Genomic DNA, 22,393 nt, shown 5'->3' on the forward strand with positions numbered 1-22,393 from the left:
ATGTGGTCCTGGCTCCCGCCCCGCCCGGCCGCGGCCGGCCGCGCGCTGCTGCCCGCCCTGGTCGCACCGCTCCTCCTGCTCGCGTTCCTGGCCGCGGGACCGGCCGGCGCCGTTCCCCAGCCGGTGCCGGACCCGACGCCGGCTCCCGGGCCGGTGCCGACGCCCCTGCCGACGCCCCTGCCGACGCCCTTGCCGACGCCCTTGCCGACGCCCGTGCCCGAGCCCCCGACGACCCCCGAGGCGACGCGGGCGCCGGAGGTGCGGGGGGAGGCCCGCTGGACCCGTACCCTCCGGGCCCACCCCGGCCGTTGGACCCCTCGGCGCCAGGTCACCCGGTACCGCTGGCTGCGCGACGGGGTGCCGATCCCCGGAGCCCGTGACCGGCGCTACCGGATCCGCCCCGCCGACGTGGGGGCGCGCCTCCGCGTCGAGGTGCGGGTCCGGGTGAAGGGCCTGCCGGTCGGGATCGCCCGCTCCCGTCCCACCGCGCCGGTGCGGCACCGGGTGCCGGTCCGGCGGGTGGTCACCTACCAGGTGGAGACGCGCGGAGACGTCTCCGACGTGGCCGCCTTCGCGCGGCTGGCCCAGCAGACCTTCGACGACCCGCGGGGCTGGCGCGCCGCCGGGGTGGAGCTGCGCCGGGTGCCCAGCGGGGGCCAGCTCAGCCTGGTGCTCGCCGAGGCCTCCTGGGTGCCCAGGTTCGCCCCGGTCTGCAGCAGCACGTGGAGCTGTCGGGCGGGTCGCTACGTGGTGATCAACCAGGCGCGGTGGCGGGGCGCCTCACCGGCCTGGAACGCCGCTCGCCGGAGCCTGCGCGACTACCGCCACATGGTGGTCAACCACGAGACCGGCCACTGGCTGGGACACGGCCACCGCGGCTGCTCGTCACCGGGACGGCCGGCCCCGGTGATGATGCAGCAGTCGAAGGGGACCGGCGGGTGCCGGTTCAACCCCTGGCCCACGCCGGCGGAGTGGTAGCGGCTCGGGGAGCGACGAGTCGCAGGCGCGGACTCAGGGGCCGGTGAGCAGCAGGGGTGGGTCCACGCCCAGCTGGCTGCCCGGGACCGGGGACAGGCCGAGCAGGCCGAGGGCGACGTTGGCGAGCATCCCGTTGCGCACCGGCGGCCGGGACGCCGCGTAGTCGGGCCGTCGGCGACCGGGGTCGGCATAGCCGGGGTTGAGCTCGTAGAGGTCGGCGCCCGGGCTCACGCCGGGGGCCCGGACCACGAAGGGCACCCGGTAGTTGGTGAGGTCGTCGGGGCGGGAGTGACCCGCGCCATCGCCCCCGTGGTCGGCGGTCAGCACCACGGCGGTCGGCACCGCCTCCGTCCCGGCCGGGCCCCGGTCCACGGCCCGGAGCACCCGCCCGAGGAGCCGGTCTACCTTGCGCACGGCCCCGAGGTAGGCGCGCCCCATGAAGCCGTGGCGGTGGCCGGCCGAGTCGGGCGCGGAGAGGTGGAGGAAGCGGAACGCGCGGTCCCCGGCGCGGATGTCGGCCAGCAACGACCTCACCAGCGCACCGTTGTCGAGCTCGATCTCCACGCGGTCGAGGTCGTCGGACCAGGAGCGCTTCCACAGCGAGAACTTGGTCTTGCTGGCGAAGAGCGCGGTCGACCCGCCGGCGTCGGAGACGGCGGTGAAGACGGACTCGATCCGCCGTCCGGCGGCTCGCTGGACGGTCCTGGGGTGCCGCCGGTCGTCGTTCCAGGTGACACCGTGCCCGCCGGAGCGGGCGGAGATCCGCCGACCCGTGACCATGCCGGTGTGGTTGGGCAGGGTGAGCGTCATCTCCACCTGGGTGCGGGCGTTGAGCGTGGAGGCGCCCTCGTCGAGGAGCCGGTGGAGGTTCGGGGCGCCGCGGCGCCCGAGACGGCTCAGGGCGCGGGGGTTGAGGCCGTCGACCGAGACCGCCAGCACCGAGGCGACGGCGCCGTAGCGCGCCGACGGCGGCGTCGCCTCGGTGCCGGGGAAGGGGGCCAGTGCGGTGGCTCCCCCCGAGAGCCCCGAGAGCCCCGGGAGCCCCGGGACCGCCGGGACCGCCGACACGGCCGGAGACGCCGGGACCACCGGGGCCGCCGGCACCGCCCCGGCGCCGGCCAGCACGGTAGCCACGACGACGGCCACGAGCGCCGGCACGCGGCGGCACGCGGGCGGGACCGTCCGCGCGAGGGATCGGCCGGGCGTGCGGCGTCCGGCCGTGCGGCGTCCGGCCGTGCGGCGCCCGGGCGTGCGGCGGGAGGCGGAGGTCACACTCGTGACGGTATCCCGTGGGAGCGCACGAGCCGGGCAGCGACGCGGCCCGGGCGGAGTGTGACCCAGGCGATGGGTGACGTGGATCGCGGTCGGGTGACCCGGGGACCTCAAGCATCTAGCCTTGCCGACTGTGTCTTCAACAGCGCCCGGGGTGACCGACGCCCCGATCGGCATCTTCGACTCGGGGTTCGGCGGCCTGACCGTGGCCCGCTCGGTCATCGATCAGCTGCCCCACGAGTCGATCGTCTACTTCGGCGACACGGCCCGCCAGCCCTACGGCGCCAAGCCGATCGGCGAGGTGCGCGAGTACGCGCTGGAGTGCCTCGACCACCTCGTGGGGCTCGGGGTGAAGGCGCTGGTCATCGCCTGCAACTCGGCCAGCGCCGCGATGCTGCGCGACGCGCGTGAGCGCTACGACGTCCCGGTGGTCGAGGTGATCTACCCGGCCACCCGCCGCGCGGTCGCGGCCAGCCGGACCGGCCGGATCGGGGTCATCTGCACGCGCGCGACGGCCGAGTCCATGGCCTACGAGGACGCCTTCGCCGCCGCACCCCACATCGACCTGCACGTCCGTGCCTGCCCGGCGCTGGTCGACTTCGTGGAGGCGGGGGTCACCGGCGGCGACGAGCTGCTCTCCGTCGTCCACGGCTACCTCGACCCGCTGGTCTCCGAGGGGGTCGACACGCTGGTCCTGGGGTGCACCCACTACCCGCTGCTGACCGGAGTCATCTCCTACGTGATGGGCGGCCAGGTCACCCTGGTCAGCTCGGCCGAGGAGTGCGCCAAGGACGTCTACCGGATGCTGGCCACCGCGGGCCTGATGCGGGAGGGTGGGGAGGCGACGTACACCTTCCTGACCACCGGGGCCACCTCGGAGTTCGAGAGCATCGGACGTCGCTTCCTCGGTCCGGAGCTGCGGACCGCGCACCAGTTCGTCGGAGGGATGGCATGAGGCTCACCGTTGTGGGGTGCTCCGGCTCCTATCCCGGCCCCGACTCGCCGGCCAGCTGCTACCTCGTGGAGGCCGAGCACGACGGACGGACCTGGCGGGTGCTGCTGGACCTGGGCAACGGCGCCCTCGGTGCGCTCCACCGCTACGCGGACCCGCTGGCCATCGACGCGGTGCTCCTGACCCACCTGCACGCCGACCACTGCCTGGACCTGTGCGGCTACCACGTGCTGCGCAGGTACCACCCCGCCGGGGCCCAGCCGCGGATCCCGGTCTGGGGCCCCCGGGGCACGGCCGACCGGATGGCTCGTGCCTACGACCTGCCCTTGGAGCCGGGGATGACCGAGGAGTTCGACTTCCGCGAGTGGGACGAGTCGTTCCGGTTCGGGCCCTTCGAGATCGAGGCGGTGCGGGTCGTCCACCCGGTGACGGCCTACGCGCTGCGGGTCAGCGGCGACGGGGCGACGATCACCTACACCGGTGACACCGGGCCGTGCGAGCCGCTGGCCCGGGCGGCCCAGGGGGCCGACCTGCTGCTCGCGGAGGCCTCGTTCGAGGAGGGGCGCGACAACCCGCCCGACCTGCACCTGACCGGTCGGGACTGCGGGCTGCTCGCCGCGAAGGCGGGGGCCGGTCGGCTGCTGCTGACCCACGTCCCGCCGTGGCACGACCCCCAGGTGGTGCTGGGGGAGGCCCGGGAGGTCTTCACCGGCCCCTCGGAGCTGGCCCGCCCCGGGCAGGTCGTCGAGCTTCGGGCCTAGGCCCGTCCGGACGCGCCATCCCCCCCGGAGCGGGAATCCGGTGGACACCTAGGGCAGGCTGTCCACCATGATCGAAGTGCAGGGACTGACCAGAAGGTACGGCGACTTCCTCGCCGTCGACGACGTGAGCTTCACCTGCGAGCCCGGCCGGGTGACCGGGTTCCTGGGGCCCAACGGCGCCGGCAAGACCACCACGATGCGGGTGATGGTGGGGCTCACCTCCGCCACGAGCGGACGGGTGAGCATCGGCGGGCACGACTACCGCGACATCCCCAACCCCGGCCGGCACGTGGGCGTCCTGCTGGACGCCGGCGCCCAGCACGGCGGCCGCACCGGGCGGGAGATCCTGCACCTGGGCGCCACCACGATGGGGCTGCCCGACTCCCGGGTCGAGGAGATGCTGAAGATGGTCTCGCTCTCGCCCAGCGAGTCCGGTCGCCGCCTGCGCGACTACTCGCTGGGGATGAAGCAGCGCCTGGGCATCGCCCACGCCCTGCTGGGCGACCCCTCGGTGCTGATCCTCGACGAGCCCGCGAACGGCCTCGACCCGGCGGGCATCCGCTGGATGCGGGACCTGCTGCGCGGCTACGCCGAGCGTGGGGGCACCGTGCTGCTCTCCAGCCACCTGCTCAACGAGGTCGAGATGGTCGCCGACGAGCTGGTCCTCATCGGCCGCGGCAAGATCCTGGCCCAGGGCGACAAGAGCTCGCTGCTGGCCGGCCGCGGCAGCGCCACCCTCGTCGTCTCGCTCGACAACGGAGCGCTCGCCGACGCGCTGCGCGGCAAGGGCCTCGAGGTCTCGCCGGCGGGCGACGGCCTGCGGGTCGACGCGGAGCCGGTCGACGTGGGGCGCATCGCCCTCGAGGCAGGCGTGGTCCTCACCGACCTGCGGCGCGGGGGCGGCTCGCTGGAGGACATCTTCCTCGAGCTCACCGGCGAGACCCAGCGCGACCAGGTCGCCGGAACCGACACAGGAGCGAACGCATGAGCACCACCGACCACCTGCACCCGCGCACGCTGGACATCAGCGAGACCCCCGCGGTCCCCTTCACCCGCCTGGTCCAGGTCGAGCTGCGCAAGTCCTGGGACACCCGCGCCGGTCTCTGGCTGGTCGGGGCGATCGTGGCCATCACGGCGCTCGTGATGGTGATCGTCTTCCTGGTTTCCGACGCCGACGACCGGGTCTTCGGCAACTTCGTCGCCGCGGCAGCCACCCCCCAGGGCCTGCTGCTGCCGGTGCTGGGCATCCTGCTGGTCACCAGCGAGTGGAGCCAGCGCACCGCGATGGTCACCTTCGCGCTGGAGCCGTCGCGGTCCCGGGTGATCGGCGCCAAGACGGTCGCCGCGATGATCTTCGGCGTCGGGGCGTTCGTCGCGGCCATGGTGCTGGCCGCGCTGGCCACCCTGCTGGGGGGCGCGGAGGCCGGCTTCGAAGACTTCGGGTGGAGCGACACCCTGCCGTTCCTCCTCCTCCAGCTGGTCACCATCCTCCAGGGGCTGGCGTACGGCCTGCTCTGGCTCAACACGCCTGCGGCCATCGTGACCTTCTTCGGCCTGCCCATCGTGATGAACGTGGTCTTCAGCCTGGTCGAGTCGCTGCGCGACGTGGCCGCCTGGCTCGACCTGGGGACCGCCCAGATGCCGCTCTTCGGCGCCGAGATCGACCTGAGCGGTGAGGAGTGGGCACAGCTGGGCACCACCGCGCTGCTGTGGATCCTCATCCCGTTCGTGCTCGGCTGGATCCGGCTGCTGCGGGCCGAGGTCAAGTAGCCGTCAGGCGATCCGGAGCCGGCTCCACGGCCGGCTCCGGATCGCCGGGTGACGGGTTCGTCCACCAGCCGAGCGCCCGAGCCCCTAGGATGCGGGCATGTCGGCCAGCCTGCTTCGTGGACTCCGCACCCTGGAGATGCTCCATGTGGAGCCGCTGGGCGTCTCGGAGGTGGCCCGTCGCCTCGGGGTCGACAAGGCCGGTGTCTCCCGCGTCCTGCACGCCCTGATGCGCGAGGGGTGGGTCGAGCGCAGCGGCCGTCTCTACGTCCTCGGGCCCCGGGCGCTCTACCTCGGCGCCGACCCGCTGACCCGGCCGCTGCTGGGCCGGGCGCTCGAGCTGGCCCATTCCCTGCGCGACCTGACCGGCCACAGCGCCGCGGTGCTCCAGCTGCGCGAGCGGCGCACCCACGCCCTGGCCTTCGCGCCCAGCGAGAGCCTCCCGACGCTGCCGACCCTGCGGGAGCCCCCCGAGCACCTGTGGGCCTCGGCCGGCGGGCTGGCGCTGCTCTCCCAGCTGCCCACCGAGGAGGTGGCCCAGCACCTGGACCTCTCGCCGTGGCCGCTGCGCGGCCCCGGCGTCCCCACCGGCCCCGACGAGGTGCACGCCCTGATCGAGCGCCTGCGCCTCGGTGTCCCGGTGGTGGAGAGCTCGTGGACCATGCCCGGTCTGGCCGGTCTGGCCCTGCCGTGGATGGGCCTCTCCCCGGAGCGGCCGGCGGCGGTCGCCCTGGTGGGGCCGGAGCCCGACATCATGCGCGACCACGACAAGCTGGTCGACCTGCTGCGCGCCGCAGCCGAAGAGGTCGCCTGACCGAGCCGGCGCCGAGGTCGCCCGTTAGGGTCGAGGCCATGAGTGAGACCGCCAAGACCCGCGCCGACGGACGAGCCGACGACGAGCTGCGCCAGATCCGCTTCACCCGCAACTGGCAGGACCACCCGGCCGGCTCGGTGCTGGTGGAGTTCGGTCGCACCCGCGTGCTCTGCGCGGCCTCGGCCTCGGTGGGGGTGCCGCGGTGGCGCAAGGGCTCGGGCCTGGGCTGGGTGACCGCGGAGTACGCGATGCTGCCCTCGGCGACCAACACCCGCTCCGACCGGGAGTCGGTGAAGGGCCGGATCGGTGGCCGGACGCACGAGATCTCGCGGCTCATCGGCCGCTCCCTGCGGGCCGTGATCGACTACCAGGCCCTCGGCGAGAACACCATCCAGCTCGACTGCGACGTGCTCCAGGCAGACGGCGGCACCCGCACCGCTGCGGTCACCGGGGCCTACGTGGCCCTCGCCGACGCGATCGCCCACCTGCGCTCGACGGGGGCGCTGAGCGGCGAGCCGCTGACCGGCTCGGTGGCGGCCGTCAGCGTCGGCATCATCGACGGCGTGCCCCGGCTCGACCTGCCCTACGAGGAGGACGTGCGGGCCGAGACCGACATGAACATCGTGATGACCGGCGAGGGCAAGTTCGTCGAGGTCCAGGGCACCGCCGAGGGTGCGGCCTTCGATCGCGCCGAGCTCGACGCGCTGCTCCGGCTGGGGGAGAAGGGGTGCGCCGACCTCACCCGCCTGCAGCACGAGGCGCTGGCCGCGCCGCTCCCCGGAGGCGCCGGTGCCTGAGGTCTTCCTCGCGTCCCGCAACGCCAAGAAGCTCGCCGAGATGCAACGCATCCTGGCCGAGCAGGTGCCCGGCGTGGTGGTGCTCGGCCTCGACGACGTGGCCGGCTACGACGAGCCGGTCGAGGACCAGCCCACCTTCGAGGGCAACGCGCTGCTCAAGGCCCGCACGGCCGTGGCCGCCACGGGCCGGCCGTCGATCGCCGACGACAGCGGCCTGTGCGTCGACGCGCTCAACGGCATGCCGGGCGTGCTGTCGGCCCGCTGGAGCGGCTCGGCCGCCGGCGAGCGGGCCGAGGTGGACGCCAGCAACAACGCGCTCCTGCTCGCCCAGCTGCGCGACGTGCCCGACGAGCGCCGGACCGCGCACTTCGCCTGCGCGGTGGCCTTCTGCCTGCCCGGGGGCGAGGAGCACGTCGTGCTCGGGCGGATGGACGGCCGGATCATCCGGGAGCTGCGCGGTGAGGGTGGCTTCGGCTACGACGTCCTCTTCGTCGCCGACGAGCACGCCGAGGAGGGCCTGACGAGCGCCGAGCTCGACCCGGCCGAGAAGGACCGGATCTCCCACCGCGGGCGGGCGCTCCGAGCGCTCGCACCCGTCGTGGCCGAGGCGCTGGGCTGAGGTTTCAGCCGACGGGGGCGGCGACCGGCTCGTCGGCCGCCACCCGCCGCGAGACCCACGAGCCCCACACCGCGGCGAAGACGAACATGACGATCGAGTAGACGGCCGCAGGGACCGAGATCTCGGTGGAGTCGAGCACCTCGACCGCGACGAAGATGGCCAGCGTCGAGTTGTGGACCCCGATCTCCATCGACGAGGAGATCGACTGCGGCCCGGAGACTCCCAGCGCCCGCGGCACCGCGTAGCCGATGACGAGGCTGAGGGCGCAGAAGAGGGCGGTGACCAGGCCGATGTCGGCCACGTAGCCTCCGACGTCGGCGCGCTGGTCGACGAGGATGCCGACGACCAGGACCGCGAGGATCACCGCGGAGCCGATCCGCACGGGCTTGTCCATCGCCTCGGCGAAGCTGGGGCGGCGGTCCCGGACCAGCATGCCGAGACCCACCGGCAGGATGATCAGGGCGAAGACCTTGACGATCTCCACCAGCGGCATCGACACGTCGTCCTGCCGGTCGTAGTAGGCGATCGCGGCGCCGGTGATCAGCGGGAGGGTGATCACCGCGATGACCGAGTTGATCGCGGTGAGGGAGATGTTGAGGGCCACGTCGCCGCGGAACAGGTGGCTGAAGAGTGCCGCGGTGGTGCCGCCCGGTGACGCTGCCAGCAGCAGCATGCCGATCCCCAGCAGGGCGGGGAGGTCGAAGACGACGACGAGGCCGAAGCAGAGGAGCGGCAGGAGCAGCAGCTGGCAGCCCAGCGCGATGGTCACCGCCTTGGGGGTCCGTGCGACCCGTCGGAAGTCCCCGAGGGTGAGGTCGAGGCCGAGGCCGAACATGATGATGCCGAGGGCGATCGGCAGTCCGATGGTGGTGAGCGCGGAATCCATGGCCGGAACGTAGTGGCTCGCGTCACATGGTGGGAAGGGTGAGCCCACGCGTCGGTCGACCGTGCCGGCCGCTCATCTCCTGACGCGTCGCTCGCGAGTGCCGAAGGCGGGACTCGAACCCGCACACCCGAAGGCACAGGTACCTAAAACCTGCGTGTCTGCCAGTTCCACCACTTCGGCTACGAGGGGGGAGTCTAGGCAGCGTCCAGCTTGAGGTCACGGCGGAGCTTCGCCACGTGCCCGGTGGCCTTGACGTTGTACTGCGCCAGCTCGACCTTGCCCTCGGCGTCGACCACGACGGTGGAGCGGATGACCCCCTCCACGGTCTTGCCGTAGAGCTTCTTCTCGCCGAACGCCCCGTAGGCGCGCAGCGTCTCCTTCTCGGGGTCGGAGAGCAGGGTGATGGTCAGCGCGTCGCGCTCGCGGAACTTCGCCAGCTTCTCCGGCTTGTCGGGGGAGATGCCCACCACCTCGTAGCCCGCCGCCTGCAGCGAGGCCAGGGAGTCGGTGAAGTCGCACGCCTGCTTGGTGCAGCCGGGCGTCATCGCCGCGGGGTAGAAGTAGACGATGACCCGGCGCCCGCGCAGGTCGGCCAGCGAGACCTGCTCCCCGGTGTCGGAGGTGAGGGTGAAGTCGGGGGCGGGGTCGCCGGGGGAGAGACGGTGGTTCAAGAGCGGGATCTCCTAGATGCAAATCGTTTGCAAGAGCGTACGGTGGGGGGATGCACGTTCCCGACGGATTCCTCGACGCGCCCACCTCGGTGGCGACCGGAGCGGTGGCCGCAGCCGGGATCGCGGTGGCGCTCCGCGGTGCCCGTCGGGAGCTCGACGACCGTACCGCGCCGATGGCGGGGCTCGTCGCGACGTTCGTCTTCGCCGGCCAGATGGTGAACTTCCCGGTGGGCGCCGGCACCAGCGGTCACCTGATGGGAGGGGCCCTGGCGGCCGTCCTGGCCGGTCCGTGGACCGCCGTCCTGGCCATCAGCGTCGTCCTGATCGTCCAGGCGCTGATGATGGCCGACGGGGGGATCACCGCCCTGGGCACCAACATCACGCTGCTGTCGCTGGTCGCCGTCGCCGTCGGCTGGTGCGTCTTCGTCGCGGCGCGTGCCGTGCTGCCCAAGCGGACCGCCTCGGTCGTCCCGGCCGCCGCGCTCGCCGCACTGGTCAGCGTCCCGGCCGCCGCCCTGGTCTTCACCGCGCTCTTCGCCGTCGGCGGGACCGCGCCGGTGGAGACCGGCAAGGTGCTCGCGGCGATGCTCGGGTGGCACGGGCTGATCGGCATCGGTGAGGCCCTGGTCACCGGCATGGTCGTCGCCAGCGTCGTGGCGGTCCGCCCCGACCTGGTCCACGGAGCGCGGCCGCTGCTGCAGCGTCACGCGCTCGAGATCCGGGAGCCGGGGGCGAGGGGATGAGCAGGTCGCCCGAGCACGAGAGCCGGCGTGGACGCCGGTTCCTGGTGGTCTTCCTGCTGGTCTCGCTGCTGGTCGCCGGCTTCGTGAGCTACTACGCCAGCAGCAGTCCCGACGGTCTCGAGCACGTCGCGGAGCAGACCGGCTTCCTGGACACCGCCGAGGAGCACGCCGCGGGGGAGGGCCCCTTCGCCGACTACCAGGTCGAGGGGGTCGAGGACGAGCGGCTGAGCTCCGGCATGGCCGGGGTCCTGGGCTCGCTGGTGGTGCTGCTGCTGGCCGGCGGGCTCTTCTGGGCCCTGCAGGGCCGGGGCGACCGGGATCAGCGCGACCACCCCCAGGCCGACGACGGCGCCCTGCGGCCCTCCGCGGGCCGGGAGTAGCCGATGGGCGCCGAGCACGGTCACCTGCTGCATCACCACGGGCACAGCCCCGTGCACCGGGCCGCGCCGCACCTGAAGATCGCCGGGGTGCTGGTCTTCATGCTGGTCGTGGTCGCGACCCCTCGGGACGCGTACGCCGTCTTCGTCGGCTACGCACTCGTCCTGCTCGCCGTGGTCGCCGTCTCCGGGGTGCCGCCGGGCTACCTGGCGCGGCGGATGGTGGTCGAGGTGCCGTTCGTGGTCTTCGCCCTGCTGGTGCCCTTCGTGGCGACGGGCCCGCGGGTCGAGGTGCTCGGGATCGCCCTCTCCGAGCCCGGCCTGCTCGCCGCCTGGGGCCTGCTGGTCAAGGGCACCCTGGGCGTGCTGGCAGCGCTGACACTCGCCGCCACCACCGAGCCGGCCGACCTGCTGCGCGGGCTCGCGCGCCTGCGGATGCCCGACCTGCTGGTCCAGATCATGGGCTTCATGGTCCGCTACCTCAGCGTGGTGCTGGAGGAGCTGCGCCGGATGACGACGGCGATGCGCTCGCGCGGGGCGGACCCGCGCTCACCGCGCCACTGGCCGATGCTGGCCCGGTCGCTGGGCGCCCTGTTCATCCGCTCCTACGAGCGCGGCGAACGGGTCCACCTGGCGATGCTGTCGCGAGGCTACGACGGGACGCTGCCGCGATGACGCGGGACGACGCGGGGAGGCGCAGATGAGCGAGCCCGTCCTCGACGTCCGGGGCCTCGCCCACGCCTACCCCGACGGCCACCAGGCGCTCTTCGGGGTGGATCTGCACGTCCACGCCGGCGAGCGGGTGGCGCTGCTGGGGCCCAACGGGGCCGGCAAGACCACCCTGGTGCTCCACCTCAACGGCATCCTGACCGCGGGGGCCGGGAGCGTGCGCGTGAGCGGTCTGCCGGTGGCCAAGGAGAACCTCAAGGAGATCCGCCGGCGGGTGGGCATCGTCTTCCAGGACCCCGACGACCAGCTCTTCCTGGGCACGGTGCGTCAGGACGTCGCCTTCGGCCCGGCCAACCTGGGCCTGCGCGGCGCCGACTTGGACGCCAGGGTGCTCGCGGCGCTGGAGGCGGTCGGCATGGCCGACCACGCGGACCGGCCGCCGCACCACCTCTCCTACGGCCAGCGCCGCCGGGTGGCGGTGGCCACCGTGCTGGCGATGCAGCCGGAGATCCTGGTGCTCGACGAGCCGAGCTCCAACCTCGACCCGGCGAGCCGCCGCGAGCTCGCCGACATCCTCCGCTCCCTGGACATCACCGTGCTGATGGTGACCCACGACCTGCCCTACGCCCTGGAGCTCTGCGCCCGCGCGGTGGTGCTCAGCGAGGGGGTGGTGGTGGCTGACGGCGCGACGTACGACGTGCTGACCGATCGGGAGCTGATGGCCAGGCACCGCCTGGAACTGCCGTTCGGCTTCGACCCCGCCCTGGTTGGTAACCTTCCAGAGTGACCAACGACGTGTCCGCGCTCGAGCGCGAGATCGAGACGACCCGAGACCGCCTGGCCGACACCATCGACCAGCTGCTCTACCGCGCCCACCCGAAGACGATCGTGAACCGCGAGGTGACCTCGGTGAAGGCGCACTTCGTGGATCTCGACACCGGCGCGCCGCGCACCGACAACATCCTCAAGGCGGCTGCGGGGGTGGCGGGCGTCGTCCTGCTCTTCGCCGTGATCCGCAAGATCGCACGTGACTGACCCCACCCGTCGGGCGAGCGATTCCTCCGGGGTCGCGATCAAGATGCTCCACGACCGGGTCCTGGTCGAGCTCGACCAGGACGCGGGCGAGCGACGTTCCACCGGCGGCATCGTCATCCCCGCGACCGCCGCGATGGGCGCCCGCCGGCTCAGCTGGGCCCGGGTGGTGGCCACCGGGCCGCACGCCCGGGCGGTGCAGGTGGGCGACCGGGTGCTCTTCGACAGCGAGGACAAGGCCGAGGTCGAGGTCAACGCCGAGGTCTACGTCGTGATGCGCGAGCGCGACGTGCACGCCGTGGCCGCCGAGCGGATCGAGGGCGGCACCACCGGCCTCTATCTCTGAGCGGCGCCGAGCAGCCGCCGGGCGCCCACCAGGGTGCCCGCGCCGTGGCCCAGGTGCCGGAGCAGGTCGTCGGCGGCGGCGTGGAGCTGCTCGTCGGTCATCGGGTCGAGCGCGTCGAGGATGAAGAGCGCCGCAGTGGTGTCGTCGCGCAGCTGGGTGCGCCGGCCCTGGCGCCAGTTCCACCGCCGGCAGGTCACCCCGGCGTCGTCGCGCCACACCACCTCGCCCGGCTCCGGGTGCTCGGTGACCGGCTCGCCCTGGGCCAGGGTGTCGAAGGGCTCGACCCCGGTGGCGCGCACCAGCTGCGGTGAGCCCGTGTAGCGGTGGAGGTCCTCCCCTCCCAGCGGCACCTGGTGCAGCACCGAGACGGCGTTGTAGAGGTCGGTGAGCCGGTTGACCCGGGGGAGCCCGTCGGGGGCGCGACGCAGCAGCGCCTCCAGGCTGTTGCGGGTGCGCTGCGGCTTGGCGCCGAAGGCGCGGTAGGCCTCGCGCCAGGCGGCGACGTGCGCCAGGTCCTGGACCGGGCCCCGGGCCAGGGCCTCCCGGGCCGCGCCCTCGGCGGCCAGCAGCAGCTCCTCGCTCTCGGTGTCGCTCGCCGCCGGGGTGAGCCCGCTGACCGCGACCAGCAGGGCGCGGTAGTCGGGACGCAGGTCGAGGACGGCCGGGTCGACCCGGGCGCCCTCCAGGAACTCCTCGAGGTCACGGGTCGCAGCAGTCATGCCCCCACTCTCGACCAGGGCCCCGCCCGGGGCAACAGGCCGCGGCCGGGAGCGCACATGCAGAAGGGCCCCTCACCCGGTGATCCGGGTGAGGGGCCCTCTTCTGTACGCCATCAGGGACTCGAACCCCGAACCCGCTGATTAAGAGTCAGCTGCTCTGCCAATTGAGCTAATGGCGCGTGCGTGAAGCGAGAGGAACACTACCAGCGGGGGCGACGGGAGAGAAATCGAGGGTCGGTCAGAGGCCCTCTCAGGCGGTGGACCCGGGCTCCAGCCTGGCGCCCGCGGCCAGCGAGGTCCGCGGCGCGACCGTGGAGTCCCGCCCGATCAGGACGACGTCCTCGTCGCGGGCCAGCCGCGCGGTCGGCGGGACGCCGACCACGGCGTCGTGGCCGACCTCGACCCGGTCGTCGAGCACGCTGGTGGTCACCCGGGCGCCGCGTCGTACCACGGTGCCGGCGAAGAGCACGGCGTCCTCCACCACGGCGCCCGCCTCGACCACCACCCCCGGGCCGAGCACGCTGCGGCGCACGGTGCCGGCGATGTCGCAGCCGGGGGAGAGCAGGCTGTCCGCAAGCTCCCCGCCGGGACGGACCCGTCCCGGCCCCCGGTCGGTCCAGTGGGTGAGCACCGGACGGTCCGGCTGGTCGAAGACGTCGACATGGCCGTCGATCAGGTCGCGGTGCCCCTGCAGGTAGGCCTCCGGCCGACCGAGGTCGCGCCAGTAGCCGGGCAGCCCGACCGCGCGCACCAGCCCCCGGTCCACCAGGTCCGGCAGCAGGTGGTCGCCGAAGTCACCGAGCCCGCTGTCGTCGCCCTCCGCCGTGCCGGCGAGCTCGGCCCGCAACCGGTAGAGGGCCTCCAGCAGGGGGGCGGTCTGGTAGAAGAAGACCTCGGTGGCCACGGTCCCGGAGGAGGGCCGCGACGGCTTGGGGGTCACCGCGGTGACGGTGCCGTCGCGCCGCGCCTCGACGACGACGTTCTGCGAGGCCTCCTTCTTGGTCACCTCGCTGGTCAGCACCGTCGCGGCGGCACCCGAGGACTGGTGCTCGGCGATCAGCTCGCGCAGGTCGGCGTTGAAGACGTGGTCCGCGCTGGTGACCACCAGGGTGCTCGCGGCGCGGGCCTCGAGGTCCCGGGCGATCCGCAGCAGCAGGTCTCCGTTGCCGAAGGCGAAGCCGTCCTCGGTGGCCGGGCCGCTGCCGGTCTGGGGCACCACGCGGCGGAAGCCGCCGCGGCCTGAGTCCAGGTCCCAGGGGCGGCCGCCCGCGAGGTACTCGTCGATGGAAGCCACCTGGTACTCCAGGCTGACCCACACGTCGCGCAGGCCGGAGTTGACCATGCTGCTCAGCGCGAAGTCGACGAGGCGGTGGGTGCCGCCGTAGGGCAGGGCGGGCTTGGCCCGCTCCCGGGTGAGCACGTCCATCCGCGACCCCTGGCCGCCGGCCTGGACCAGCGCCAGCACGTCGTCCTTCACAGCTCCTCCAGGACGGCCTGGGCGGCGTTGTGCCCGCCGATCCCCGAGACCGCACCGCCGCGGCGCGCCCCGGAGCCGCACAGCAGCACCGCGTCGCGGTCGGTGGCCACGCCCCAGCGCTGCGCCGGTGTCTCCAGCCGGGACCGGTTCGGCGCCCAGGGCCACTCCAGGTCGCCGTGGAAGATGTGGCCGCCGGGCATCGCCAGGTCGGCCTCGACGTCCTGGGGCACCTTGGCCTCCAGGCAGGGCCGGCCGTCGGCGTCGGTCATCAGCAGGGTGCGCACGGGTTCCTCCAGGTGCTCGTCTAGAGCATCCAGTGCCCGTTCGACCGCCAGGTCACGCGCCGCCTCGCGATCTCCCTCGAAGAGGGCCTCGGGAGTGTGCAGCCCGAAGTAGGTCAGGGTGTGCGCCCCGGTGCCGGCCAGCGAGCCGAGGACGGACGGGTCGGTGAGCGAGTGGCAGTAGACCTCGCCGGGGAGCACGTCGGGCATCCGCCCGGCCGCCGCCTGCGCGTGGGCGGCCTCGAGCTGGTCGTAGGCCTGGGCCACGTGCAGGGTCCCGGCGAAGGCGACCTCCGGGTCCACCCCGGAGCGCAGCCTCGGCAGGCGCTCGAGGAGCAGGTTGATCTTGAGCTGCGAGCCCGACGGCTTCGAGGCCGCCTCCTCGGGCGAGCCGAGCAGGATCTCCAGCACCCAGGGGGCGACCCCGGAGAGCACGCGGCGGCAGGTCACGCCGTGCTCGCGGTCACCGTCGTGCCAGGTCACCTCGGCGCCGTCGCCGGCGCTGCGCACCGCGCTCACGCCGGCACCGGTCACGAGCGCGGCTCCCGCTCCGGCGGCTGCCTTGGCCAGTGCGTCGGTGACCGAGCCCATGCCGCCGACCGGCACCCGCCACTCACCGGTCCCGTTGCCGAGCAGGTGGTAGAGGAAGCACCGGTTCTGGACCAGCGACGGGTCCTCCAGGGAGGCGAAGGTGCCGATCAGCGCGTCGGTGGCCACCACGCCACGCACCGTCTCGTCACGGAAGCGCCGCCGCAGGGCGGCGCCGAGGGGCTCGGTGACCAGCTCGCGCCACACCACCGGGTCGACGAGGCTCGCCACCTCCCGCTCGGTAGGCAGGGGCTGGAGGAGGGTGGGGGCGATGGCGCGGGCCATCGCGCCGACCTCGGCATAGAAGTCGCGCCAGGCGGCGTACTCCTCGTCGCCGCCGGTGAGGGCGGCGAAGGAGGCCCTGGTCGCCTCCTGCTCGGGGCGCTCCACGAGCAGGCCTGCGGCGCGGCCGTCACGGCGGTACGGCGTGTAGGAGGCGGTGCGGCGCGAGACCAGCCGGACGTCGAGGTCGAGGTCGGCCATCAGCTGCTCGGGCATCAGGCTGACCAGGTAGGAGTAGCGCGAGAGCCGCGCCGGCAGGCCCGGGAACGCCTCGGCGGAGACCGCGGCGCCGCCGAGGTGGGGGAGACGCTCGAGGACGAGCACCGAGAGTCCCGCTCGCGCCAGGGAGGCCGCGGAGACCAGGGCGTTGTGTCCGCCCCCGATCACCACGACGTCGTAGTCATTTCTAGCCATGCCCGTAGTCACTCGGTCAACCTAGTCCACCGATCGGGTGATCCCTCGCCGGAAAGGTCGCCACCCGGTTACCGGTGAGTTTAGTCTCGGGACCGTCGGCATCGCTGCGCCCGGGAGGAGGGTCCGATGGCACGTCGCAACCAGGTCGGGCTCGCCCTCGTCCTGTTCGTCTTCGTGCTCGCGGGGCACTACGTGCTCTGGTCCCAGCCCGAGTCGACCCTGATCGCCGAGGCGTTCCCGGTCGGCCTGATGGCCGGGGCGCTGCTGGTCGTGCCGCGCCCCACCCGGCCCGCGCTGGCCCTCATCCTCTCCGCCCTCGCCGGCGGGCTCTACCTCGCCAACGGCCGCGAGCCGCTCGTCGCCCTCGGCTGGGGTCTCGCCGCGGGTCTCGGGGCGGTCCTGGTGGCCGAGGGCGTGACGTTGCGCGGTCGCCGCCGGCCGGCCCTGCTCAACGAGGAGGACTTCAAGTACTTCGTCGGCTCGAGCGTCGGCGGCGCCCTGGTGGCGGCCTCCCTCTGCGCGGCGGTCGGTGCCGCCACCGGACTGGCCGAGTGGTGGGTGATCCTCCTGGCCGTCGGGGTGCCGCAGATCGCCTCCTACCTGGTGCTCCTGCCGCACTTCATGGGAAGACCCCGGTTCCCGGGGGTGGCGCCGCTGACCGAGCGGGTGGCCCAGTGGGTGCTGACCGTCGCGGGGGCCATCTTGGTGTTCTCGCCGCTGGAGCTGCCGGTCAGCCTGGCCTTCGTGCTGATCCCCGCCCTGGGGTGGGCGGCCCTGCGCGCGCCGATGAGGGAGACGGTCGTCCAGCTCATGGTGGTCGCGATCATCGCCCACTCGATGACGGTCCAGGGCTTCGGCCCGATGGCCGCGGCCGCCGGCACCGGTCCCGTGCGTGCCGAGATGCTCGGCGTGACGCTGTCCCTCCTGATCTGCGCCTGCGCGCTGACCTGCATCCCGTTCGCGATCGCGGTCGGCGCCCAGCGGCGGGAGAGCTGGCAGGCCCGTCGCGAGCAGGCCAAGGTGGAGCAGCTGGTCCAGGGTGCCTCCGGCATCGCCATCATCGGCACCGACGGTCGGGGCCACATCGACCTGTTCAACCCCGGCGCGCAGGCCCTGCTGGGCTACCGCCCCGAGGAGGTCCTGGGGCGGTCCCCGAGCCTGTTCCACTCCGCCGAGGAGGTGACGCGCCTGGCCGCACTCCTGGGGGTGGAGAACGACTTCGAGTCGGTCGCCACCACGCTCTCCGAGCCCGGGCGCGGCGCGGTCGACATGGAGTTCCTGCACCGCGACGGCGAGGTGCGGACCCTCCAGCTGGCGATCTCGCAGCTCCTCGACGAGGACGGCCGGGCGGTGGGCTACGTCAGCACCGGTGAGGACGTCACCCAGCGGGTCAAGGAGCAGCGGCTGCTGGAGGAGGCCCTCGAGGTCGAGCGGACCGCCCTGGAGCACCTGCGCGAGATCGACGCGGTCAAGGACTCCTTCGTCTCCGGGGTCAGCCATGAGCTGCGCACCCCGATCACCAGCATCCTGGGCTACCTGGAGATGCTGGAGGAGGGCGGCTTCGGCCCGCTGCACCACGGTCAGGTCCAGGCGCTGGGCCGGGTCAAGGGCAACAGCCGCCGCCTGCTGTCGTTGATCGACGACCTGCTGATGCTCTCCCGGATCCAGGACGGCAGCCTGGCCGTGGCGACCTGCCAGCTCGACCTGCGCGACGTCGTCGCCCAGGCCCACGAGGAGATGGCGCCGGCGATGCTGGCCGCGGAGATCGCCTGCTCGCTGACGCTGCCCGACGAGGAGGTCCTGGTCACCGGCGACGAGGAGCGGCTCGGCCGGGTGCTGGTCAACCTGCTCGGCAACGCGATCAAGTTCACCGACCCGTTGGGCAGGGTGGAGATCTCGCTGGGCGTCGAGGGGCAGGCGGCCGTCCTGGCCGTGCGCGACACGGGGATCGGGGTGCCCGCCGAGGAGCAGGCCCAGCTCTTCGAGCGCTTCTTCCGCTCCAGCGTCGCCCACGAGCGCGCCACCCAGGGCAGCGGGCTGGGCCTGTCGATCGCCCGGGCCATCGTGGAGACCCACGGCGGTCTCATCGAGGTCGAGTCCGGCCACGGCGTCGGCTCGACCTTCCGGGTCATGCTGCCCCTCGAGGGAGCCGACGCGGTGCACGTCCAGCTGGCCGCGGCCGAGGCCGGCCACGAGGACGACGCGCCGGACGACGCGCCGGACGACGCGCCGGACGACGCGCAGCCGACGTCCGACGCGGGCCCGGCCGCCAGCCTCGCCAGCTGACCCGTCGAGGCGGGCGGGGAACGCAGCAGCGCCGGGAGACGCGGCAGTCCCGGGAATGCAGCAGGGCCGGAAATGCGTCAGGGCCGGACCTCGCGGTCCGGCCCTGCGCGGATCTCCGGGGAGATCACCATGGGGTGAACGACGGGACTTGAACCCGCGACATCCGCGACCACAACGCGGCGCTCTACCAGCTGAGCTACGCCCACCATGAGGCCCCGACAGTGCCGGGGCCGGGGAACAGTGTAGCCCTACTCGGTGGCGGTGTCCGCATCGGGGGCGGCGCCGGTCGCGGGCTTTGCCGTGCCCTGCTCCTCGCCCAGGCCGGTGAGCGCTCCGGCGTGCCTGGCGGCGATCTCCTTCGCCGTGGCGGAGTCCGGGCCGGGCGGGGCGACGAAGACCGCCTCGCGGTAGTAGCGCAGCTCCTCGATGCTCTCCTGGATGTCGGCCAGGGCCCGGTGGTTGCCGCGCTTGGCGGGGGAGGAGAAGTAGGCCCGGGGGAACCAGCGCCGCGAGAGCTCCTTGATCGAGGAGACGTCGATGTTGCGGTAGTGCAGGTGACCCTCGAGCGTCGGCATGTCGCGCGCCAGGAACGCCCGGTCCGTCGCGATGGAGTTGCCGGCCAAGGGGGGCCGGGAGCCCTCCGGGCAGTGCTCGCGGATGTAGGCCAGCACCTGCTCCTCGGCATCGGCCATGGTGATGCCGCCGTCGAGCTCCTTGAGCAGCCCCGAGGTCTCGTGCATCGAGCGGACGAACTCCACCATCTGCTCCAGCGCCTCGGCCGGCGGCTTGATGATGAGGTCCACGCCCTCGCCCAGCACGTTGAGGTCGGAGTCCGTGACGAGCGCGGCGACCTCGATCAGCGCATCCGCCCCGAGGTCGAGGCCCGTCATCTCACAGTCGATCCACACCAGTTTGTCGCTCACGGCGTTCACCCTAACGGCCCGGGCGGAAGGTGGCCGGACTCACGTCGTCGGGCCCCGGGGTCCTCAGGTGCCGTTCAGCCACCGCGACTAGGGTGAGGCACGTGCAGCACCACGCAGTCTGGCCCTGGATCGGCACCGTCGCCCGTCTGGTGACCGGTGGCGTCTGGGTGGTCGCCGGCGCGCTGAAGCTCCCCGATCCGTTGGAGAGCGCGCGGGCCATCCGCGCCTACGACCTCCTGCCCGAGGGCATCGTGCCGACCCTGGGGGTGCTGCTGCCCACGATCGAGGTGGTGGTGGGGGTCGGCCTCATCCTCGGGGTCCTGACCCGCGCCAGTGCCGTGCTCTCGGCCGTGCTCTTCGCCGCCTTCATCGTGGGCATCGCCTCTGCGTGGGCGCGCGGCCTGGAGATCGACTGCGGCTGCTTCGGCGGCGGCGGTGCGAAGGAGGGAGCCTCCTCCGAGTACCCGTGGGAGATCGCCCGGGACGTCGCCCTGCTGCTGGCCTCGGCGTGGCTGGTCCGGTGGCCCCGGACCCGGCTGGCGCTGGACAACCTGATCTTCCGCCCCGAGGGGCGCATTGTGGAAAGGAACGACGATGGCGAACCCGCCGAAGAAGAAGCCGACCCGCTCCAGGGCTGAGGAGAAGGCCGCTCAGCAGGCCAGGCGAGAGGCCCGCCGGGAGAAGGCGGCCCGGCAGGCGGAGGCGCTGCGGCGCGAGCAGCAGAAGAGGAAGCGCAACGAGCGCCTCATCGTGGGCGGCATCGTGCTCCTGGTGGTCGCGATCATCGGCGGCGTCCTGCTCTGGCAGAAGAACGAGGACGACAAGCGGGAGAACGCCGCGGTGCCGGCCAACACCACCGGTGACTACGCGCTGGCGATCGGTGACGACTCCGCCCCGACCACGGTGGAGATCTACGAGGACTTCCTCTGCCCGGGCTGCGCCTCCTTGGAGATCGCCACCGCCGAGCCGCTGGCCGAGGCGGCCGAGGAGGGCAAGGTGCAGGTGAAGTACTACCCGATCGAGATCCTCGGGCGGATCGGCGACTACTCCAAGCGCGCCGCCAACGCCTTCGGCGTGGTGCTGGACCGCTCCGGTCCCGAGGTGGCCAAGAAGTTCCACGACCTGCTCTTCGCCCAGCAGCCGGGGGAGTCCGGCGACCTCCCCGACGACGAGTGGCTCATCGACCTCGCCGTCGAGGCCGGGGCCGAGGAGTCGGAGATCCGCGACGGCATCGAGGACATGACCTACGAGCTGTGGGTGGAGAACGCCACCCGCCACGCCTTCGACGAGGGCGTGCAGAGCACCCCGACCGTCCTGGTCGACGGCAAGCCGTTCGGGGGCGACCCGTCCGAGCTCATCGCCTCCCTCGGCTGAGCGGGGGACAGATGCAGGTCGAACGAGTTCAGAAGTGGATCATCTCCGCCCTGGTGCTCACCACCGCCGCCCACTTCGCCGGCGGCCTGGTGCTCCTGGCGCTGACGGTGGAGAACCCGGGGGCGTTCCCCGTGCTCTCCGCGATCGCGACCATCGTGTGCCTGCTGGCGATCGTCGGGGTGCGGGTGCTCAACCAGCTCTCGCTGCTGACGCCGTGGCTGCTCGCAGGGCTGACGCCGCTGGCGCTCGCGCTGTGGTTCCACTGAGCCGGGGCGGCGGTTCCGGGGGAGACTGGCCCGCGTGAGTCTCTCCTCCTTCATTGCCGGGCTGCCCAAGGCCGAGCTGCACGTCCACCACGTCGGCTCGGCCTCGCCGCGCATCGTCGCGGAGCTGGCGCAGCGTCACCCCGGCACCGTGCCCTCGGACCCCGAGCAGCTCGCGGCGTTCTACGAGTTCCGGGACTTCGCCCACTTCATCGAGGTCTACCTGGCCGTCGTGGACCTGGTGCGCACCCCCCAGGACGTGCGGCTGCTGACCTACGAGGTCGCTCGGGAGATGGCGCACGGGCAGCAGGTGAGGTACGCCGAGCTCACCTGCACGCCGTACACCAGCGTCCGGCCGCACGAGCCCGGCCGTGGGATGCCGATCGAGGCCTACACCGAGGCGATCGAGGACGCCCGGCTCGCGGCCGAGCGCGACTTCGGCCTGGTGCTGCGCTGGATCTACGACATCCCGGGCGAGGCCGGGATCCCCGCCGCGGACGCGACGCTGGCCTACGCGCTGGACCACGCGCCCGAGGGGCTGATCGGCTTCGGCCTGGGCGGTCCCGAGATCGGGGTGCCCAGGCCGCAGTTCGAGCCCCACTTCGCCGCCGCCAGGGCGGCGGGGCTGCGGTCGGTGCCGCACGCGGGGGAGACCACCGGCCCGCAGACGATCTGGGACGCGCTCGAGCGGCTGGGTGCGGACCGGATCGGGCACGGCACGACCGCGGCGCAGGACCCGGCGCTGCTCGCGCACCTGGCCGAGGCCGGGATCCCGTTGGAGGTCTGTCCGTCCTCCAACGTGGCCACCCGGGCGGTGGCCAGCCTTGCCGAGCACCCGATCGTGGCCTTCCGGGACGCCGGGGTGAGGTTCTCGGTCAGCTCCGACGACCCGCCGATGTTCGGCACCTCCCTCAACCGGGAGTACCAGATCGCCGCCGACCTGCTGGGGCTCGACGACCGGGGCGTGGTCGCGCTGGCGAAGGACGCCGTACGGGACTCGTTCGCCCCCGACGACGTGCGGGCCCGGCTGCTGAAGGAGATCGACGCGTACGCCGCCGGGTGAGCGCCGGCGTCGGGTGCGGGTCGGGGCGTCGTCTAGCGT

At 73.2% G+C, this 22,393-nt stretch carries 26 protein-coding genes and 3 tRNA genes; 19 read left to right on the forward strand and 10 right to left on the reverse strand.

What is annotated here, in order from left to right; all coding sequences use genetic code 11:
• Complete coding sequence (locus AC4BG9_RS03380; protein ID WP_490569674.1) at nucleotides 1–978, forward strand: DUF3152 domain-containing protein; 978 nt, start codon at nucleotides 1–3, stop codon at nucleotides 976–978.
• 33 nt (nucleotides 979–1,011) lie between these two features.
• Here AC4BG9_RS03380 and AC4BG9_RS03385 read toward each other — a convergent pair whose 3' ends face one another.
• A complete protein-coding gene (locus AC4BG9_RS03385; protein ID WP_490569675.1) occupies nucleotides 1,012–2,250 on the reverse strand; it encodes an alkaline phosphatase family protein in 1,239 nt (412 codons plus the stop codon).
• A gap of 124 nt (nucleotides 2,251–2,374) precedes the next feature.
• Here AC4BG9_RS03385 and murI point away from each other — a divergent pair, with 124 nt between their 5' ends.
• The 7 genes from murI (at nucleotide 2,375) to rdgB (ending at nucleotide 7,960) form a co-directional block, all read left to right on the forward strand.
• On the forward strand, nucleotides 2,375–3,205 hold the full coding sequence (gene murI / locus AC4BG9_RS03390) for a glutamate racemase (RefSeq protein WP_490569676.1): 831 nt from the start codon (nucleotides 2,375–2,377) through the stop codon (nucleotides 3,203–3,205).
• Complete coding sequence (locus AC4BG9_RS03395; RefSeq protein ID WP_490569677.1) at nucleotides 3,202–3,963, forward strand: MBL fold metallo-hydrolase; 762 nt, start codon at nucleotides 3,202–3,204, stop codon at nucleotides 3,961–3,963. The genes murI and AC4BG9_RS03395 overlap by 4 nt, the downstream gene beginning before the upstream one ends.
• A 67-nt stretch (nucleotides 3,964–4,030) precedes the next feature.
• Entirely contained in the window at nucleotides 4,031–4,951 is a 921-nt protein-coding gene (locus AC4BG9_RS03400; RefSeq protein WP_490569678.1) for an ABC transporter ATP-binding protein, read from the forward strand.
• Nucleotides 4,948–5,733 carry an ABC transporter permease gene (locus AC4BG9_RS03405; RefSeq protein ID WP_490569679.1) on the forward strand — a complete coding sequence of 262 codons (786 nt, stop codon included), beginning with the start codon at nucleotides 4,948–4,950 and terminating at the stop codon, nucleotides 5,731–5,733. Before AC4BG9_RS03400 ends, AC4BG9_RS03405 begins: the two co-directional genes overlap by 4 nt.
• A gap of 97 nt (nucleotides 5,734–5,830) precedes the next feature.
• Nucleotides 5,831–6,544, forward strand: coding sequence for an IclR family transcriptional regulator (locus AC4BG9_RS03410; RefSeq protein WP_490569680.1), 714 nt, complete (start codon nucleotides 5,831–5,833; stop codon nucleotides 6,542–6,544).
• Between the two features lie 38 nt (nucleotides 6,545–6,582).
• Nucleotides 6,583–7,341 carry a ribonuclease PH gene (gene rph / locus AC4BG9_RS03415; RefSeq protein WP_490569681.1) on the forward strand — a complete coding sequence of 253 codons (759 nt, stop codon included), beginning with the start codon at nucleotides 6,583–6,585 and terminating at the stop codon, nucleotides 7,339–7,341.
• Nucleotides 7,334–7,960: an RdgB/HAM1 family non-canonical purine NTP pyrophosphatase gene (gene rdgB, locus AC4BG9_RS03420; protein ID WP_490569682.1), complete on the forward strand. Its 627-nt coding sequence runs from the start codon at nucleotides 7,334–7,336 to the stop codon at nucleotides 7,958–7,960. Before rph ends, rdgB begins: the two co-directional genes overlap by 8 nt.
• Nucleotides 7,961–7,964: 4 nt before the next feature.
• Here the strand turns inward: rdgB and AC4BG9_RS03425 are convergent, their stop codons facing one another.
• The 3 genes from AC4BG9_RS03425 to bcp all read right to left on the reverse strand — a co-directional run bounded on the left by AC4BG9_RS03425 (nucleotide 7,965) and on the right by bcp (nucleotide 9,517).
• Nucleotides 7,965–8,846 carry a bile acid:sodium symporter family protein gene (locus tag AC4BG9_RS03425; protein ID WP_490569683.1) on the reverse strand — a complete coding sequence of 294 codons (882 nt, stop codon included), beginning with the start codon at nucleotides 8,844–8,846 and terminating at the stop codon, nucleotides 7,965–7,967.
• Between the two features lie 98 nt (nucleotides 8,847–8,944).
• Nucleotides 8,945–9,026 (reverse strand) — tRNA-Leu (locus tag AC4BG9_RS03430).
• A 14-nt stretch (nucleotides 9,027–9,040) separates the two neighbouring features.
• The gene (gene bcp / locus AC4BG9_RS03435) at nucleotides 9,041–9,517 is read right to left on the reverse strand and encodes a thioredoxin-dependent thiol peroxidase (RefSeq protein WP_490569684.1); all 477 of its coding nucleotides are present in this window, start codon (nucleotides 9,515–9,517) and stop codon (nucleotides 9,041–9,043) included.
• 50 nt (nucleotides 9,518–9,567) lie between these two features.
• Between bcp and AC4BG9_RS03440 the strand changes: the two genes are divergently transcribed.
• Genes AC4BG9_RS03440 through AC4BG9_RS03465 form a run of 6 tightly spaced genes read left to right on the forward strand, consistent with a single transcriptional unit; the run spans nucleotide 9,568 to nucleotide 12,684 of the window.
• Nucleotides 9,568–10,260, forward strand: a complete 693-nt coding sequence (locus AC4BG9_RS03440) for an energy-coupling factor ABC transporter permease (RefSeq protein ID WP_490569685.1) — start codon at nucleotides 9,568–9,570, stop codon at nucleotides 10,258–10,260.
• On the forward strand, nucleotides 10,257–10,640 hold the full coding sequence (locus AC4BG9_RS03445; protein ID WP_490569686.1) for a PDGLE domain-containing protein: 384 nt from the start codon (nucleotides 10,257–10,259) through the stop codon (nucleotides 10,638–10,640). Before AC4BG9_RS03440 ends, AC4BG9_RS03445 begins: the two co-directional genes overlap by 4 nt.
• A 3-nt stretch (nucleotides 10,641–10,643) precedes the next feature.
• On the forward strand, nucleotides 10,644–11,312 hold the full coding sequence (gene cbiQ / locus AC4BG9_RS03450) for a cobalt ECF transporter T component CbiQ (protein ID WP_490569687.1): 669 nt from the start codon (nucleotides 10,644–10,646) through the stop codon (nucleotides 11,310–11,312).
• A 25-nt stretch (nucleotides 11,313–11,337) separates the two neighbouring features.
• Entirely contained in the window at nucleotides 11,338–12,093 is a 756-nt protein-coding gene (locus AC4BG9_RS03455) for an energy-coupling factor ABC transporter ATP-binding protein (protein ID WP_490569688.1), read from the forward strand.
• Complete coding sequence (locus AC4BG9_RS03460; protein ID WP_490569689.1) at nucleotides 12,090–12,341, forward strand: DUF3618 domain-containing protein; 252 nt, start codon at nucleotides 12,090–12,092, stop codon at nucleotides 12,339–12,341. The genes AC4BG9_RS03455 and AC4BG9_RS03460 overlap by 4 nt, the downstream gene beginning before the upstream one ends.
• A 43-nt stretch (nucleotides 12,342–12,384) precedes the next feature.
• Nucleotides 12,385–12,684: a GroES family chaperonin gene (locus AC4BG9_RS03465; RefSeq protein WP_490570212.1), complete on the forward strand. Its 300-nt coding sequence runs from the start codon at nucleotides 12,385–12,387 to the stop codon at nucleotides 12,682–12,684.
• On the opposite strand, the gene AC4BG9_RS03470 is transcribed toward AC4BG9_RS03465, so the two are convergent.
• From AC4BG9_RS03470 to AC4BG9_RS03485, 4 genes are all read right to left on the reverse strand, one after another.
• Nucleotides 12,675–13,403: a B3/B4 domain-containing protein gene (locus AC4BG9_RS03470; protein ID WP_490569690.1), complete on the reverse strand. Its 729-nt coding sequence runs from the start codon at nucleotides 13,401–13,403 to the stop codon at nucleotides 12,675–12,677. The two genes, AC4BG9_RS03465 and AC4BG9_RS03470, sit on opposite strands and share 10 nt — an antisense overlap.
• Before the next feature lie 106 nt (nucleotides 13,404–13,509).
• Nucleotides 13,510–13,582: transfer RNA gene (locus tag AC4BG9_RS03475), tRNA-Lys, on the reverse strand.
• Between the two features lie 71 nt (nucleotides 13,583–13,653).
• Nucleotides 13,654–14,880 (reverse strand): glucose-1-phosphate adenylyltransferase family protein, encoded by a 1,227-nt coding sequence (locus AC4BG9_RS03480; protein ID WP_490569691.1) that lies wholly within the window; start codon nucleotides 14,878–14,880, stop codon nucleotides 13,654–13,656.
• Nucleotides 14,877–16,445 (reverse strand): phytoene desaturase family protein, encoded by a 1,569-nt coding sequence (locus AC4BG9_RS03485; protein WP_490569692.1) that lies wholly within the window; start codon nucleotides 16,443–16,445, stop codon nucleotides 14,877–14,879. Before AC4BG9_RS03485 ends, AC4BG9_RS03480 begins: the two co-directional genes overlap by 4 nt.
• 126 nt (nucleotides 16,446–16,571) lie before the next feature.
• On the opposite strand from AC4BG9_RS03485, the gene AC4BG9_RS03490 reads away from it, so the two are divergent.
• Nucleotides 16,572–18,731 (forward strand): ATP-binding protein, encoded by a 2,160-nt coding sequence (locus AC4BG9_RS03490; RefSeq protein WP_490569693.1) that lies wholly within the window; start codon nucleotides 16,572–16,574, stop codon nucleotides 18,729–18,731.
• A 130-nt stretch (nucleotides 18,732–18,861) separates the two neighbouring features.
• Here AC4BG9_RS03490 and AC4BG9_RS03495 read toward each other — a convergent pair.
• Both AC4BG9_RS03495 and orn read right to left on the reverse strand, forming a co-directional pair.
• Nucleotides 18,862–18,937 (reverse strand) — tRNA-His (locus tag AC4BG9_RS03495).
• 42 nt (nucleotides 18,938–18,979) lie between these two features.
• Entirely contained in the window at nucleotides 18,980–19,654 is a 675-nt protein-coding gene (gene orn, locus AC4BG9_RS03500; RefSeq protein ID WP_490569694.1) for an oligoribonuclease, read from the reverse strand.
• Between the two features lie 101 nt (nucleotides 19,655–19,755).
• On the opposite strand from orn, the gene AC4BG9_RS03505 reads away from it, so the two are divergent.
• The 4 genes from AC4BG9_RS03505 to AC4BG9_RS03520 are packed head-to-tail and all read left to right on the forward strand — an operon-like array spanning nucleotide 19,756 to nucleotide 22,354.
• On the forward strand, nucleotides 19,756–20,292 hold the full coding sequence (locus AC4BG9_RS03505) for a MauE/DoxX family redox-associated membrane protein (RefSeq protein WP_490569695.1): 537 nt from the start codon (nucleotides 19,756–19,758) through the stop codon (nucleotides 20,290–20,292).
• Nucleotides 20,249–21,028, forward strand: a complete 780-nt coding sequence (locus tag AC4BG9_RS03510; protein WP_490569696.1) for a DsbA family protein — start codon at nucleotides 20,249–20,251, stop codon at nucleotides 21,026–21,028. The genes AC4BG9_RS03505 and AC4BG9_RS03510 overlap by 44 nt, the downstream gene beginning before the upstream one ends.
• Before the next feature lie 11 nt (nucleotides 21,029–21,039).
• Nucleotides 21,040–21,294: a hypothetical protein gene (locus AC4BG9_RS03515; RefSeq protein ID WP_490569697.1), complete on the forward strand. Its 255-nt coding sequence runs from the start codon at nucleotides 21,040–21,042 to the stop codon at nucleotides 21,292–21,294.
• A gap of 34 nt (nucleotides 21,295–21,328) precedes the next feature.
• On the forward strand, nucleotides 21,329–22,354 hold the full coding sequence (locus AC4BG9_RS03520) for an adenosine deaminase (RefSeq protein WP_490569698.1): 1,026 nt from the start codon (nucleotides 21,329–21,331) through the stop codon (nucleotides 22,352–22,354).
• The last annotated feature ends 39 nt before the right edge of the window (nucleotides 22,355–22,393 follow it).

The organism is Nocardioides sp. Z40_12 (assembly GCF_058215795.1).